The following is a 13,527-nucleotide window of genomic DNA, read 5'->3' on the forward strand; positions in this document are numbered from 1 at the left end:
GGTCAAGCTCGCCAGAGCCTGAACGGCACATGGCGAGCGGCGTGGACGAAATCCAGGTCGGTCGAAAGCAGGGTCAGTTCGTGCCGGCCGCAGAGTTGGATCAACAGCGCATCGATGGTTCCGATCTGCACGCCCGCCCTGCGGCAGGTGTTTCGCACCTCGGCGGCGGCAATGTGGTCCTGCCGGTCCGGCGCGATGATGGGCAAGGCCTGGAAGCGTTCGATCAGGGCCGCAGCGGCGCGCGGGCCGTGGAAGCCCTGCAACAGCTCCTGCAGCACCAGGCCTGTCGTCACGACCGTGTCTGCCCCGGCGAGCGCCTCGCGCAGCAGCTGAACTTCCGGCGCCGTCGCGGTTCCGTCGCGCCGCAGCGCAAGCGACCACACGCTAGTGTCGACCAGCAGGCTCACGGAGTACCTTCGCGCTGCGCGCTGCGGTGCTGAGCACCTCGGAGCGGCCCGGCGGTGCTCACTGGAGTACCTTCGGCTTCGCCTGCGGTGCGAGCGCCTTCGGGCGGCCGGGCGGCGCTCATGCGCGGCTGCGTTCCGCCTTGTGGTCGTAGCTGGCATCCCAGTCGAGCTTGCCGAACAGCTCCGCCAGCTTGTGCTGTTCACGGCGTGCCACGAATTCCTTCAAGGCCAGTGTGACGGCGGCCTTCTTGGTCGGCTCTCCACTGAGTTCCAGAACCTGGTCCAGCAGCCGGGGATCGAGTGCAAGGTTGGTTGCCATGTGTGCCTCCTTGTGTGGAAGTCTACACACGCCGTTCCGACGTTGCGAGGGGCAGGGGCATCGGCGTTGCAGGACGCCTGTGCGAGCATGCAGGCCATGCCCGATCTGCGCCAGCTGTCCCGCCAGTTCCCCCATGCCGGCCGCGTGCAGGCCATCGTGCTGCGGCCCGCGCGCGACGCGCCGGCGCTGTCGGTGCAGCGTGCGCTGGCGCTGCCGGAGCGCGGCCTGCAGGGCGACCGCAGCGCCGCGCGGCCTTCCGCGCGCCCGGGTGGCGGCAAGCGGCAGGTCACGCTGCTGCAGGCCGAGCACCTGCCGCTGCTCGCGGCATGGACCCGGTTGCCGCACATCGCGCCCACGCTGCTGCGCCGCAACCTCGTGGTCGAAGGGCTGAACCTCGTCGCGGCACGCACGCTGTTCGCCGACCAGGCGCTGGAACTGCACATCGGCGCAGCTGTGGTGCTGCAGCTGACCGGCCCCTGCGATCCCTGCTCGAAGATGGAGGCTGCGCTGGGGCCGGGCGGCTACAACGCACTGCGCGGCCATGGCGGCATGACGGCACGCGTGCTGCAGGGCGGGGAGATCGCGGTGGGGGATGCGGTGCGGGTGGTGGCCGTGCCGGCCGGCACCTGACCGGCCACTTCGTCGGCGCGCAGGGCCGCCTCAGCCCTCTGCCGACTCCTGCAGCGCGCGGATCTCGGCCTCGCTCCAGCGCGGCGTGATGTGCTGCGGGCAGTTCCAGTCGAAGGCCTGCAGCCGCAGCCGCACGATGCGCTCGGGCCGGCCGCGGTAGCCCGGCACCGCGACCCGGGCGGTCAGCGCCGGGTCGGCGTCGAGCGCGAGCGTCTCGGCGTGGGCGTAGACCTTGAGCCGCGCGCGGCGCCGGTAGTCCATCAGGAACAGGCAGACCTTGTCGCTGGCCTGCAGGTTGCCGGTGCTGATGTACTGCCGGTTGCCGCGGAAGTCGGCAAAGGCCAGCGTGCGCTCGTCCAGCAGCTTCAGGAAGCCGCGCGGCCCGCCGCGGTGCTGCATGTAGGGCCAGCCCGTCTCCGACACCGTGGCCATGTAGAAGCTGTCGCGCTCGGCGATGAAGGCGGCCTCGGCTTCGGTGAAGCGGTCGAAGCTGCGGTCGTCCCGCACGTCGGTCCACAGGTGGTCGGCGCCCATCGCCGCCTGCGCGGCGCGCACGCTGGGGGTGATGGCGATGTCGAGGAATCCGTAGGACATGGTGTTCTCCTGGTGGAGTTGCCATGGTGCACCTTTCCATCTGATTTGATAATCCGGTTCTGGGAAGAATCAGTCTCCCGAAATCTGGAAGGATGCGCCGGCCCATGGACCGTCTGAAAGCGATGGCGATGCTCGTGAAGGTCACGGAGACCGGCAGCCTGTCGGCCGCCGGACGGGCGCTGCAGATGCCGCTGGCCACGCTGAGCCGCCGCATCTCGGACCTGGAGGCGCAGCTGGGCACGCGGCTGTTGACCCGCACCACGCGCAAGCTCACGCTGACGGATGCGGGCCAGGCCTACGTGGCCGCCGCGCGCCGCATCCTGGACCTGGTGGACGCGGCTGAGCAGGAGGCCACGGGCGAGTTCACGGCGCCCAAGGGCGATCTGGTCGTCACCGCGCCCGTGCTGTTCGGCCGGCTGCATGTGCTGCCCATCGTGGCCGATTTCCTCGCGGCGTTCACGCAGATCGACATCCGGCTGGTGCTGGCCGACCGCAACGTGGATCTGGTCGACGACCACATCGACATGGCCGTGCGCATCGGCCACCTGCCGGACAGCGCCATGGTCGCGACCCAGGTCGGCGTGTTGCGCACGGTGGCCTGCGCCAGTCCGGCGCTGCTGGCCCGGCTGGGTGCACCGTACGCACCCGAGGATCTGGCGCAGTGGCCCTGCATCGCGGTGGACGCGCCCGGGCCGGCATCGTCCTGGCGCTTCGGCGACCCGCGGTCGGCCGGGGCACGCGAGGTGGTGGTCCGGCCCCGCCTGCGCGTCACGCATCCAGAGGCCGCTGCAGACGCGGCGGTGCGCGGCATCGGCATCGCGCGGCTGCTGCACTACCAGGCGGTGGATGCGCTGCGCCGTGGCGCGCTGCAGCTGGTGCTCGAACCCTGGGAGCCGCCGCCGGTGCCGGTGCACCTGGTGCATGCATCGCGCGGGCAGATGCCCCTCAAGATGCGCCGCTTCCTGGACACCGCGGCGCCGCGGCTGCGGCAGGTGCTGGCGGAGATCGGCGGCGCGCCGTCCGCCTAGCGGGCCGAGCCCAGGCCGCGCTCATGGCGCCGGCAGCGCCATTGCGCGCAGCGCCTGCAGCGCGGCGCGGCGTTCGCGTTCGCGCGTGCCACCGCGCAGCTGGTCCGCCACCCATGCGGCGCGGCCCAACGCGATGCCACCGCGGCTGCGCCAGGCGAGTGCCTCGGCATCGGGCCGGTGCAGCATGGCCGCCAGCCACACGGCCTGCGCTGGCGCCAGTTGCCGCGCGCTGCGCCCGAAGTAGCCGCGCGCCGCGGCCTCGGCACCGCACAGCCCGCTGCCCCAGGGCGCGTTGTCCAGGTACAGCTGCAGGATGCGTGCCTTGCCCAGCGTCTGCTCCATCTCCACGGCGTACAGCAGCTCGCGCAGCTTGCGCGTGGCGCTGCGTTCGTCGCCCGTCACGAGGCGTTTGGCCAGTTGCTGGCTCAGCGAGCTGCCGCCCCGTCGCACCGCGCCCGCAATCTGGTTGCCCTGCAGCGCGGCCTGCAGTTCCACCAGGTCGTAGCCAGGATGCTCGAAGAAGCGCTGGTCTTCGGCGGCGAGCACGGCACGCACCAGCCAGTCGTGCTGACGCAGCCGGCTCGGTGCGCCGCAGCTGCTTGCCGCGTGGGCCAGCGCTTCGGTGCCCAGTCCCTGGACGGCGAAACCTTCGATCTGCGGCACCACGCGCAGCGCGCCCCCGGGCAGCTGCAACTGCACGCGCAGGGCCACCTGGCCGTCGATGCGCGCCTGGGCCAGCTCGGGCAGCTGCGGCGCCAGCACGGCATAGGCGTCGGCGATCGGCGTGGCGGGCAGGCGCAGATGCAGCGCCAGGCCGCCTTGCTGCAGCCGGCCTGTGAACCAGGCCTGCAGGGCCGGGCCGCCGGCCGTTCCCGCGTCGGCCCGCAGCCGGCCCTGCACGGTCTCGAAGTCACGGAACAGCGAGAGCTGCAGCCGCTGCAGCTGCAGCGGCGCGCTGCCCAGCGCGGGCGCGGGCAACGCACACGGCGCGCACTGCAGGTGCAGGCTGCGGTCGGCCGCTTGCCAGTGCAGCTGCACCGGTCCCCAGCGCGTGGCCAGGCGGCGGCCATCGAGCCAGCGCGCAAACGGCGCGGCCGTGGCGAGCCGCAGCGCGGCCGGCACGCTGACGTCGGTGCGCCAGGGGCCGAGGCGCACGGAGGTCGCCCACTCGCCGGGGCGTGGCGCCAGCAGGTAAAGCGTCACCGCGATGGCGAGCAGCGCGGCGACGAGCAGGCCCGCCAGAGCGGCCAGCAGCCCGCGCATGGCGCGCCGGGTGGTCACAGCAGGCCCCGGGCTGCGATGGGCGTGGCCGTCGTCACCGCCAGCCAGGGACCGGTGGACTGGCCGCGCAGGGCCGCCCAGTACCAGGCCGAGGTGTCGGTGAAGGCCCGGCCCTGGGCGTCGGTCGTGCGTTCGCACACGCGCAGCGCCTGGTCGCCCCGGCGCGTGGCGGTGAAGCAGCGCCACAGCTGTGCGTGGGCATCGTGCTCGAGCCGGGCGCTGGCGATGCCGTAGCCCAGCGCGCGGTAGCAGTCCTCGGCGGGATGCAGCATGCGCGTGGGCGCGGTCACGTGGCGCAGCACCAGCACGCGTTCGCCGTCGGTCATGCGCGCGATGGCGCCCGGGAACTGCCGCGCGAAGCGCTGCTCCACCGGCCCCAGGGCCAGAGGCCGCAGCGTGGCGCCTTCCCAGTGGCTCGGCCATTCCCAGGCCGTGGCCTCGGCCGGCGCCGCGGCGGCGGGCCAGACGGCCTGGGCCGCGCTCCAGAGCAGGCACCAGGCCAGGCCGGTGGCGAAGACGGTCTTGTGCAGCACGCGCTGCACGAAGCGGTTGGCGAACAGGGTTTCAAGCCGCGTGGGCATGGCGCACTCCGAGGGACAGGGGGTGGACAACGGGCCGCTGGACCTGCCAGGCGACAGCGGCACAGACCGCGCCGAGCACCGCCAGGCCCAGCGCTTCGTGGCCCCAGGCCGGCAGCGGCCGGCCCGCGCCCTCGGCCGCCACGAGCAGCGTGTTGCGCAGCACGTTGCCAGCCAGCACCGTGAGGCCCACGAACGGCAGGCGGGCCAGCACCGTGCGGTCGGCCAGGCCCGCCCACAGCGCCGTGGCAGCGGCCGTGAAGTAGCCCAGCCAAGCCATCTGCACCCCCGAGCAGGGTGCGTCCACGATGACGAGGCGGCCGTCCACGCGCAGCGTGCTGCCCTCGCGCCAGACCGTGAAGAACGGCGCCAGCAGCCAATGCGCGGCCTCGGCCGTGAGCACGCGCAGCGGGTAGCCGGCGTAGAACTGCAGCGAGGACAGCAGCGGCAGCGCCAGCACCGCGAGCAGCAGCACGGGCGTGGCCGCCACCTGGCGCGGCAGGAAGGCCAGCAGCGCCGCGGCCAGCGCGAGCACGGCCAGCAGACTGGCCAGCAGCGGCGCCAGCGTGCCGCGCAGCATCGTGGCGGCAAGCGTCAGCGCCGCGGCGGCGGCCAGCCAGCCCAGCGCGGGCGAAGCACGCAAGGCCTTGCGGTGCACGCCGACCAGCGTGGCGAGCGCGGCCAGCGCGAGCAGGCCCAGCGGGTCGTCGGCGCCATCGGCCAAGCGCCGCGCCATCCAGACCCAGGCGGGCAGCAGGGCCAGCGCCTGCAGCGCGATCCAGGCCCCCGCGGGCAGGCGGTCGAAGGCGATGCCCCAGCGCACGAAGCGCGGGTTGCGGACCAGGTCGTGGGCGGTCATCGCGTGAAGCTCCTATTGCGCGTGCGCTGGGCGCGGCGGCGCAGCATGGCCAGCACCGAGAGCACCAGCAGCACGGCCCCCAGGGTCTCGGGCTCGGGCGTGCTGGGCACCTCGGCGCCGGCGATCGCCAGCGCGCTTTCCTCCACACCCTGGGGCAGCGGCTGCGGCTGCTGCACGTGCCGGCTGGCGCCCGGCGCCGGGTTGCGCACCACCTGGTCGACCGCGATGAAGCTCGTGTAGGGCGTCAGCAGCGCATAGTCCAGGCCGAGCTGGGTGATCGCGGCGCGCTGGGCGTCGCCGCCTTCCAGGGCCTCCTGGTCGGCCAGCTGGGCGATGCGGTGGCGGGCCCAGAGCGCCGGCAGCGCGGCGGCCTGGCCGGGCGGGGCCGGCTGCACCTCCACGCTCTGCGCCCAAGGGCCGGCGGCTGTGTGGCCTTGCACCCGCATGCGGCCCTGCGGCTGGCCGCGCCATTTGCCGAACACCACCACGGGGCGCTCGCCCAGCACGTCGGGCTGCACGGCGGGTTCGAGGTCATACACGTCCAGGCCCTCGAACTGCAGCTGCACGCCGGTCAGCACGGGCGACTCCACCATGCGCCGGAAACGCGCCGCCTGCTCGGGCGCCTGCACCGGGTCGGTGATGACGAAGGGCTCGCCGCCACCGGCGCGGGCCAGGCCTTCGAGCAGCGCGCGGTTGACCGCCGAGCCGATGCCGAAGGCGAACAGGTTGGCCTGGTTCAAGTGGCGTCGCACGAGCGCAAAGGCCTCCTGCTCCACCGTCACGTAGCCGTCGGTCACGACGACGATGGTGCGCGCCACGGCGGGCGCCTTGGGCTGGTCGTAGACGCGGCGCAGCGCCGGGATCAGCTCGGTGCCGCCCGCGCCCATGGTCTGGTCGAGCGCCGCCAGTGCGCGGGCGATGTGGGCCTGCGTGGCCGGCACCGACTGGGGCGCCAGCATGCGGCTGCTGCCCGAGAACAGCAGCACGTTGAAGCGGTCGCCGGGCCGCATGCCTTTCAGAAGGCGCTGCAGCATGGCCTTGGCCGTGTCCAGCGGAAAGCCGTGCATGGAGCCCGAGATGTCGACCACGAAGATGTATTCGCGCGGCGCGATCTGCGTGGCCGCGACGGCCTTGGGCGGCGCGACCAGCGCGAGGAAGAAGTTCTCGGCGTTCGGGCCCCGGCCTTCGGACAGCAGGAGGCCGGCGGCCAGTTCGTCGCCGGCCAGGCCGTAGTCGAGCACGAAGTCGCGGTCGTTGGCCGGGCCGCGGCCTTCGGCCAGGCGCACGCTGGCGTGGCGGGGCCGCTCCTGCGTCTGCACCACGTCGATGGCGTGCGTGCGCGAGCGGATGTCCTGCAGCGGCAGCGGCGCGTCCAGCTGCATCTGCAGCGTGAAGCGGCTCGCAGGTGGCTCGCCGGCACGCAGCGTGGGCTGGGCCGCCCAGGTGGCGCCGCCCTGGCTGGCCGCATGCGCGTAGCGCGGGCCGACGACGGTGGGGAAGACGAAGGCGTAGCGCCCGTCCTGCGGCAGCAGCAACTCGGTGTAGCGCAGCTCCACCTGCACGTCGTCGCCTGGCAGGATGTTGGCCACCCGCATCTGGAACACGTTGGACCGGTGCTGCTCGAGCAGCGCGGCGGTCCTGCCCTCCTGCTTGGCGGCTGCGAATTCGATGCGCGCCTGCTGCTTCTCGCGGATCTGCGCGGTGACGACACGCTCGCCCAGCCGCACCTGCAGCCCGCCCACGGCGGCGCGCGTGGAGCCCGGGAACACATAGTCGGCCTCGATGGCCGCCTGGCCCTCGTTGCGGTAGTGCTGCACCACTCGGACTTCGGCGATCACGCCGGAGACCTGCACCGAGACCTCGGTGCCCTTGAGCGGCAGCTGGTCCACGCCCGTCGCGGCGCCCCGCACGAGGAAGTAGGGGCTCTCGGTCTGCTGGCGCGGGCCGTCGGCATCGCGCGTCTGCGCATCGACGGGGCGGTGCAGCAGCGCCGCGCACAGCGCCAGCATCGCCGCGGCGAGCCAGCGCCCGGTGGCGCTCTGGGGAAGGAGGAGGAAGGCGATCACGGGGTGTCCGCTGGAAGTGGCCGTGCGACGGTGCACGGCGCCACTGTCGGCCGCGTCTGAGAAGCCAGTGCGAAGGCGCCGGGCTTGTGTGAAGTCGGCGTGAAATGCTGCGGCGCCGGGCCCAGAATGGACGCAAGCCGTTTCCCTGGAGGACCACCATGCGCTGCTGCTGCCCGCCCCATCCCCTGCGCTGTCCGGCATGCTGACCGGCGGCTGCCTCTGCGGCGCTGTTCGCTACGAAGCGGGCGGCACGCCGTTCCACCTGACCTTCTGCCACTGCACGGTCTGCCGCCGCAGCACGGGCGCCCCGTGCGTGGCCTGGTTCAGTGTGCCGAAGACGGCATGGCGCATCGTGCAGGGCAGGCCCACGCGGTTCCGCTCGAGCCCGCACGCCACGCGCAGCTTCTGCGGCACCTGCGGTACCCAGCTCACGTTCGAGGACGACGAGGCCAGCGCGGAGATCGACGTCACCACCTGCAGCCTGGACGATCCGGAGCGCCTGCCGCCCGCGGACCACACCCACGCCGGCAGCAAGCTCGCGTGGACCGTGCTGGGGGACGGCCTGCCCGTGCACCGCGCCGCGCGTCCGGCGGATTGAGCGCTCCACACGCGCAGGACGCTCCTGCGCACCTGGCCGCTGCGGGCGGCGCGGCGACGGGGATGCCGATCAGCCGACGACCGGCACGGTGCGCGCCCCTCCCACCAACTGCAGGGCCCGGCCGCCGCCCTGCGCGCGGCCGACGTCGCCCGGCGCCACGCGCAGAATGGGCCGCCAGGCGGACTGCCACTGCGCCAGCGCACGGCCGTCCTGCGCGAAGACGAGGTCCAGGAAGGCCAGGCCCAGCTCCGCGGTCGCGCGCTTGGCCTGGGCGTTCAGGGCGGCCCCCCCGGTGCGCGACCGGTCGGTGAACATGCTGTGCGAGCCGCCCTCGAACACGGCGAGCAGCTTGCGCGGGTGCGCGATCGCGTCGAAGACGGCCAGCCGGTCCTGCAGATCGGAGTGGTAGCCGGGGATGTGGATCACGTCGTCGGTGCAGGTCACGTGCACGGTCGGCACGTCGATGCCGCGCAGCACGGCCGCCGGATCGGGCTCGCCGTGGAAGGGCGGGGCGGACAGCACGATGGCCGCGCGCAGGCGCGCGTCCCGGCAGTCGATGGTCCGTCCGCCGCGCACCACCTGCGCACCCACGGCCAGCAGCGTGGTGTTGGCGCCGTACGAGTGGCCCGCGGCCACCAGGCGGCCGCGGTCCACGGCCGCACCCAGGCCGGCGCTGTCGTCCGAGAGCATGCGGTCCAGCGCGAAGCGGATGTCGGCGGTGCGCGCGAGCGCCTCGGCTTCCTGCGCCGCAGCCTGCAGCCGGCCCAGCATGCCGAACGGGTTGCCGCGCCACAGGGCCGCATCGCTGCCCACGTGCTGCACGTGCAGGCTGGCCACGCCGTGGGCCGACCAGTGGCGGCCCAGGTAGCTGTAGCCGTTGCGCGAACCGCCGATGCCGTGCGAGAACACGACCAGCGGCACGGGCTGCGCGGGCGTGGCGGCGGCGGGCCAGTACAGGCGCACGGGCACGGGGCGCTCCCGGGCGGCGTCGAACCAGTCGAAGTCCAGCACGCGCGGGGCCGGGCCGGCAGCGGGCTCAGACGCGGCCAGGCCGGGGATTGCCAGCGCGGCCAGCAGCATGGCGCTCATCCTGCGCCGGCCCAGGTCGGGTGCCGCACGCGACGGCAGGCGCGCTGCTGGCGCGGTGATCGGGGTTGGCGGCATGGCGCGTCAGGCAGGCTGGACTTGGGAGAGGGCCACCCCCAGGCGCGCACGGTGCGCCGTGGCCGATGGCGGTGCGGCAGGGCTGTCGCCGAACTGCGCGCCGGTGAGCTGCTGCGACACGGCCCACAGGCGGGCCGCAGTGGCCGTCTCCAGTGCCTGCGCCGGCACGCGGGCCGGCGCCGGATGGCCGCGCGTCTCGCCGAGCCGGTCCGGGCCGTAGTAGTGGCCGCCTTGGGCTTGCGGCGCGGTGGCGGCGTACAGCGTCGGCAGGGCGCCCTGGGCGGCGGGCTGGAACAGGAACCAGAGCCAGCGGCGCGCCAGGCCCGGCAGGCTGGCCGGGCCGGCCCCGTTGGGCAGCAGGTCGGTGCGGGCGATACCCGGGTGCGCCGCCATGCTCTGCAGGCCCCAGCCCGCGGCATCGCTGCGGCGCTGCAGTTCCAGCGCGAACAGCAGGCAGGCGAGCTTGGACTGGGCGTAGGCCTGCATGGGCACGTAACGCCGCCGGGCCTGCAGGTCGTCGAAATCGATGCGGCCGCTGCGCGCGGCGATGCTGGAGACGCTGACCACGCGCGGCGCAGGGCTCTTGCGCAGCAGCGGCAGCAGCGCGGCGGTCAGCGCGAAGTGGCCCAGGTGGTTGGTGCCGAACTGCAGTTCGAAGCCGTCGGCGGTCTGCCGGCGTTCGGGTGGCGTCATCACGGCGGCGTTGTTGATCAGCAGGTCGATGCGCGCGTGCGAGCCGCGCAGCGCCGCGCCGAAGGCCGCCACCGACGCCAGGCTGGCCAGATCCAGCGGCGCGAACTCGGCCTGTGCCTGCGGCACGCTGCGGCGGATCTGCTGCAGCGCGTCCCGGCCCTTGGCCGGGTTGCGGCCGGCCAGCACCACGCGCGCGCCGGCACGCGCCAGGGCCAGCGCGTCCTGCAGGCCGAGGCCGCCGGTGCCGGTCACCACGGCCGTGCGGCCGTGCAGGGGAGGGATGTCGGAGGCGGTCCAGTGGTTCATGGCGATGGGCGGTAGGGGCTAAACTGGGTGGTCAATAAATGCACTGAGTGCAAACTTTATTGCACCAAGTGCAGATTTGCAAGAGACCCCGGCCATGTCAGGAATTTCCCCAAACACGGGCGCCGCGCCCGCCGAAGAAGGGCTGCGCGAACGCAAGCGCCGCGAGACCCGCCAGCGCATCGCCGAGGTGGCGCAGCGCCTGTTCCTCGCCCAGGGCTACGAGGGCACGACGCTGGACGCCATCGCGGCCGAGGCCGGCATCTCGCGCCGCGCCTTCTTCTCGCACTTCAAGTCCAAGGACGAGATCATCGTGTTCTGGCAGGCCGCCGATTCGGCCCGCCTGGTGGACGATCTGCGCAAGGCCTCGCCCGACCAGGCGCCGCTGGACGCGGTGCGCGACGTGATGGTCAAGCACATCGCGCGCTACACCACCGAGGAGATGACGGCGGTAGACAACCTCATGCGTTCCAGCGACGCGCTGCTGGCGCGCAAGCAGGCCTTCTATGCGCAGCAGGAGGTGGTGCTGTTCGAGGTGCTGTGCGAAGTCTGGCGCCAGCCCGAGCGCCGCGCTGCGCTGCGCATGGTGGCCATGGTGTCCATCGGCGCGATGCGGCTGGCGCTGCAGTCCTGGCGCGAGCAGGCCGGCCCGCGCAAGCCGGCGGCCAAGTTCCTGCGCGAGGCGTTCGACAGCCTGAAGACGGAACTCTGAGGCCGGCGGCGGGCGTCAACGCCGCAGCGGCAAGGCCAGCGTCGCCAGCGCACCGCCGTCCGGCGCGTTGTCCAGCAGCGCCTGCCCGCCGTGCTGCTGCGCGATCTCGCGCACGAAGGCCAGGCCCAGCCCTGTGCTCTTCTTGCCGCCGCCCGGTCGCGCCAGCGAATAGAACTTCTCGAACACCTTGTTGCGTGCGTACTCGGGGATGCCGGGACCCTGGTCGCGCACCGTGATGCGGGCCTGGCCTGCATCGGCCTGCAATGCCAGCGCGATGCGGCTGCCGGCCGGCGCGAAGTCCAGCGCATTGGCCAGCAGGTTGCTCACGGCGCGGCGCAGCAGAAAGGCATCGCCCCACACGGTAGGACTGGCCTGCAGCACCAGCTCGATGCGCAGGCCGCGCGCCGCAGCCGCGGCCTCGTGGCCGGCCGCGAGTTCCTCCAGCAGCGGCGCCAGCGCGACGGGGCCGGCATGCTCGAGCACGCGCCGGCTTTCCAGCGCGGTCAGCTCCATCATGCGGTCCACGATCTCCTGGATGCGCTGGGTCTCGCCCGTGATGTTGGCCAGGAAATGCGCGCGGGCGTCGGCCGGCATGGCAGCGTCTTCCAGCAGTTCGGCGGCGCCGCGGATGGCCGACAGCGGGCTCTTGATCTCGTGCGTGAGCGTGGCCACATGGTCGGCCACGGTGTTGCGGCCGGTCAGCGCGTCGCGCGTTTCGTGCAGGCCGGCCCGCAGCGTCGCCACGGCGTGGCGCAACATGGGCCGCAGGCGCAGCCGCGACTGCGTGCGCAGCCAGGCCAGGTAGTCGCGCACGAGGCCGAAGGGCCGCACCAGCCAGACCGAGACGATCAACGCGCCGACCAGCAGCGCCAGCGCCGAGCCCACGCCGACCCAGATCGTGCGCCAGCGCGCGTCCTGCACGAACTTGCCGAAGCTCTGCACGGGCTTGCCCACGCTGACCACGCCGATGGTCACCTGGGCACGGTTGCGCACGGGCGCGGCCACGTACATGACCGAGGTGCTGGCGTCGCTGGCCACGTCGCGCGAGGTGCGCGCGCCGTACAGGCCGTCCAGCGTGTAGCGCACGTCGCGCCAGTCGAGGAAGTTCTCGCCCAGGTGCTGGCCCAGGCGGCCGCGCTGCGCGTCGAACAGCACGCGGCCATCGGCATCGGTCACGTACAGGCGCAGGTCCACGCGCGTCTTGCGCAGCCCGTAGATCTCGGCGTCGAACCGGCGCGCGTACAGCGTGCGCAGCAGCGGCTCCAGCCGCGCGGGGTCGATGCGGTCGCCCTGCAGGTCCTGCTCCACGAGGCTGGCCACGAGGTTGGCGGTGTCCACCAGCGATTCCTCGGCCGACTCGCGGTAGCGCGGGTCGATGTCGCCGACCACGCGGTACAGCAGCAGCGCGATGCCGGCGACGTAGATCGCCAGGATGCCGACGAAGATGCGCGTGCGGCGGCTCACGGCGCGGCGGTGGGCGAGGGCGGCAGGTCCTCGTGCAGCGCGTAGCCGGTGCCGCGCAGCGTGCGGATGGGTTCGACCTCGGGCGCCACCGCCTTGAGCTTGGCGCGCAGGGTCTTGACGTGGGCGTCCACCGTGCGGTCCAGGCTCTGGGCGGCGTCGTCCCAGACCATGTCCAGCAGCTCGTCGCGCGTGTAGACGCGGCCGGGCCGCTGCACCAGCAGGGCCAGCAGGCCGTATTCGTAGCGCGAGAGTTCGAGCGGCTGGCCGTAGTAGCGGATGCGGCGGCGCTCGCCGTCGATCTGGAACACGGGCGCGGGGCCGCCCGGTGCGACGGGCGCCGGCGCCGCCGTGCCGCCGCGCGCGCTGCGGCGCAGGATGCTGCGCACGCGCGCCACCAGCTCGCGCGGCGAGAAGGGCTTGGCGATGTAGTCGTCGGCGCCCAGCTCCAGGCCGACCACGCGGTCGATCTCGTCGCTGCGCGCGGTGAGGAACAGCATGGGCACGCCGTCGGCGCCAGGCAGTTCGTGCAGGCGGCGGAACAGCTCGAAGCCGTTCATGTCGGGCAGGCCCACGTCGAGGATGGCCAGGTCGGGCTTGCAGGCGCGGTACTGGGCCAGCGCCTCGCCGGCCGTGGCGCACCAGATGGGTTCGTAGCCGTCGGCACGCAGCACGTAGGCCAGCGTGTCGGCGATGCCGGATTCGTCCTCGGCGATCAGGATGCGGGGGCGGTAAGCGGGCGCAGACATGGCCGCATGGTAGCCACGGGCACGGCGCGCCCGCGTGGACGCGATGGGCCCGAAGAACCATAATGGTTCCGTTTTGGAGTCTCTG

The 13,527-nt window shown here is 73.2% G+C and carries 15 protein-coding genes; 4 read left to right on the forward strand and 11 right to left on the reverse strand.

The window, feature by feature from the left end:
- Positions 1-2: 2 nt before the first annotated feature.
- Positions 3-407 carry a type II toxin-antitoxin system VapC family toxin gene (vapC, locus tag IE209_RS08495; protein WP_189686530.1) on the reverse strand — a complete coding sequence of 135 codons (405 nt, stop codon included), beginning with the start codon at positions 405-407 and terminating at the stop codon, positions 3-5.
- Positions 408-525: 118 nt separating this feature from the next.
- Entirely contained in the window at positions 526-726 is a 201-nt protein-coding gene (locus IE209_RS08500; protein ID WP_189686531.1) for a type II toxin-antitoxin system VapB family antitoxin, read from the reverse strand.
- A 96-nt stretch (positions 727-822) separates the two neighbouring features.
- Between IE209_RS08500 and IE209_RS08505 the strand changes: the two genes are divergently transcribed.
- The gene (locus IE209_RS08505) at positions 823-1,356 is read left to right on the forward strand and encodes an MOSC domain-containing protein (RefSeq protein WP_229882754.1); all 534 of its coding nucleotides are present in this window, start codon (positions 823-825) and stop codon (positions 1,354-1,356) included.
- 30 nt (positions 1,357-1,386) lie between these two features.
- On the opposite strand, the gene IE209_RS08510 is transcribed toward IE209_RS08505, so the two are convergent.
- Complete coding sequence (locus IE209_RS08510) at positions 1,387-1,950, reverse strand: pyridoxamine 5'-phosphate oxidase family protein (protein WP_189686533.1); 564 nt, start codon at positions 1,948-1,950, stop codon at positions 1,387-1,389.
- A gap of 104 nt (positions 1,951-2,054) precedes the next feature.
- On the opposite strand from IE209_RS08510, the gene IE209_RS08515 reads away from it, so the two are divergent.
- The gene (locus IE209_RS08515) at positions 2,055-2,978 is read left to right on the forward strand and encodes a LysR family transcriptional regulator (protein WP_189686534.1); all 924 of its coding nucleotides are present in this window, start codon (positions 2,055-2,057) and stop codon (positions 2,976-2,978) included.
- A 21-nt stretch (positions 2,979-2,999) separates the two neighbouring features.
- On the opposite strand, the gene IE209_RS08520 is transcribed toward IE209_RS08515, so the two are convergent.
- From IE209_RS08520 to IE209_RS08535, 4 genes are read right to left on the reverse strand one after another with little or no spacing between them, the layout of a single operon-like run.
- Entirely contained in the window at positions 3,000-4,259 is a 1,260-nt protein-coding gene (locus tag IE209_RS08520; RefSeq protein WP_229882755.1) for a biosynthetic peptidoglycan transglycosylase, read from the reverse strand.
- Positions 4,256-4,840 (reverse strand): exosortase Q subunit 2, encoded by a 585-nt coding sequence (xrtQb, locus tag IE209_RS08525; protein WP_189686535.1) that lies wholly within the window; start codon positions 4,838-4,840, stop codon positions 4,256-4,258. Before xrtQb ends, IE209_RS08520 begins: the two co-directional genes overlap by 4 nt.
- Positions 4,824-5,696 (reverse strand): exosortase Q, encoded by an 873-nt coding sequence (gene xrtQa / locus IE209_RS08530; RefSeq protein WP_189686536.1) that lies wholly within the window; start codon positions 5,694-5,696, stop codon positions 4,824-4,826. Before xrtQa ends, xrtQb begins: the two co-directional genes overlap by 17 nt.
- Positions 5,693-7,705: an XrtQ-dependent VIT and vWF-A domain protein gene (locus tag IE209_RS08535; protein WP_189686858.1), complete on the reverse strand. Its 2,013-nt coding sequence runs from the start codon at positions 7,703-7,705 to the stop codon at positions 5,693-5,695. Before IE209_RS08535 ends, xrtQa begins: the two co-directional genes overlap by 4 nt.
- Before the next feature lie 256 nt (positions 7,706-7,961).
- Between IE209_RS08535 and IE209_RS08540 the strand changes: the two genes are divergently transcribed.
- Positions 7,962-8,360 (forward strand): GFA family protein, encoded by a 399-nt coding sequence (locus IE209_RS08540; RefSeq protein WP_189686537.1) that lies wholly within the window; start codon positions 7,962-7,964, stop codon positions 8,358-8,360.
- 69 nt (positions 8,361-8,429) lie between these two features.
- Here the strand turns inward: IE209_RS08540 and IE209_RS08545 are convergent, their stop codons facing one another.
- Both IE209_RS08545 and IE209_RS08550 read right to left on the reverse strand, forming a co-directional pair.
- Positions 8,430-9,524: an alpha/beta hydrolase family protein gene (locus IE209_RS08545; RefSeq protein WP_229882756.1), complete on the reverse strand. Its 1,095-nt coding sequence runs from the start codon at positions 9,522-9,524 to the stop codon at positions 8,430-8,432.
- A gap of 6 nt (positions 9,525-9,530) precedes the next feature.
- On the reverse strand, positions 9,531-10,523 hold the full coding sequence (locus IE209_RS08550) for an SDR family oxidoreductase (RefSeq protein WP_189686538.1): 993 nt from the start codon (positions 10,521-10,523) through the stop codon (positions 9,531-9,533).
- 94 nt (positions 10,524-10,617) lie between these two features.
- On the opposite strand from IE209_RS08550, the gene IE209_RS08555 reads away from it, so the two are divergent.
- Positions 10,618-11,232 carry a TetR/AcrR family transcriptional regulator gene (locus IE209_RS08555; protein WP_189686539.1) on the forward strand — a complete coding sequence of 205 codons (615 nt, stop codon included), beginning with the start codon at positions 10,618-10,620 and terminating at the stop codon, positions 11,230-11,232.
- A gap of 15 nt (positions 11,233-11,247) precedes the next feature.
- Here IE209_RS08555 and creC read toward each other — a convergent pair whose 3' ends face one another.
- A complete protein-coding gene (creC, locus tag IE209_RS08560; protein WP_189686540.1) occupies positions 11,248-12,696 on the reverse strand; it encodes a two-component system sensor histidine kinase CreC in 1,449 nt (482 codons plus the stop codon).
- Positions 12,693-13,442, reverse strand: a complete 750-nt coding sequence (creB, locus tag IE209_RS08565; RefSeq protein ID WP_189686541.1) for a two-component system response regulator CreB — start codon at positions 13,440-13,442, stop codon at positions 12,693-12,695. The genes creC and creB overlap by 4 nt, the downstream gene beginning before the upstream one ends.
- Positions 13,443-13,527: the final 85 nt, after the last annotated feature.

It is taken from the genome of Pseudorhodoferax aquiterrae (assembly GCF_014652235.1).
GTDB classification, from domain to species: Bacteria; Pseudomonadota; Gammaproteobacteria; order Burkholderiales; family Burkholderiaceae_C; genus Pseudorhodoferax; species Pseudorhodoferax aquiterrae.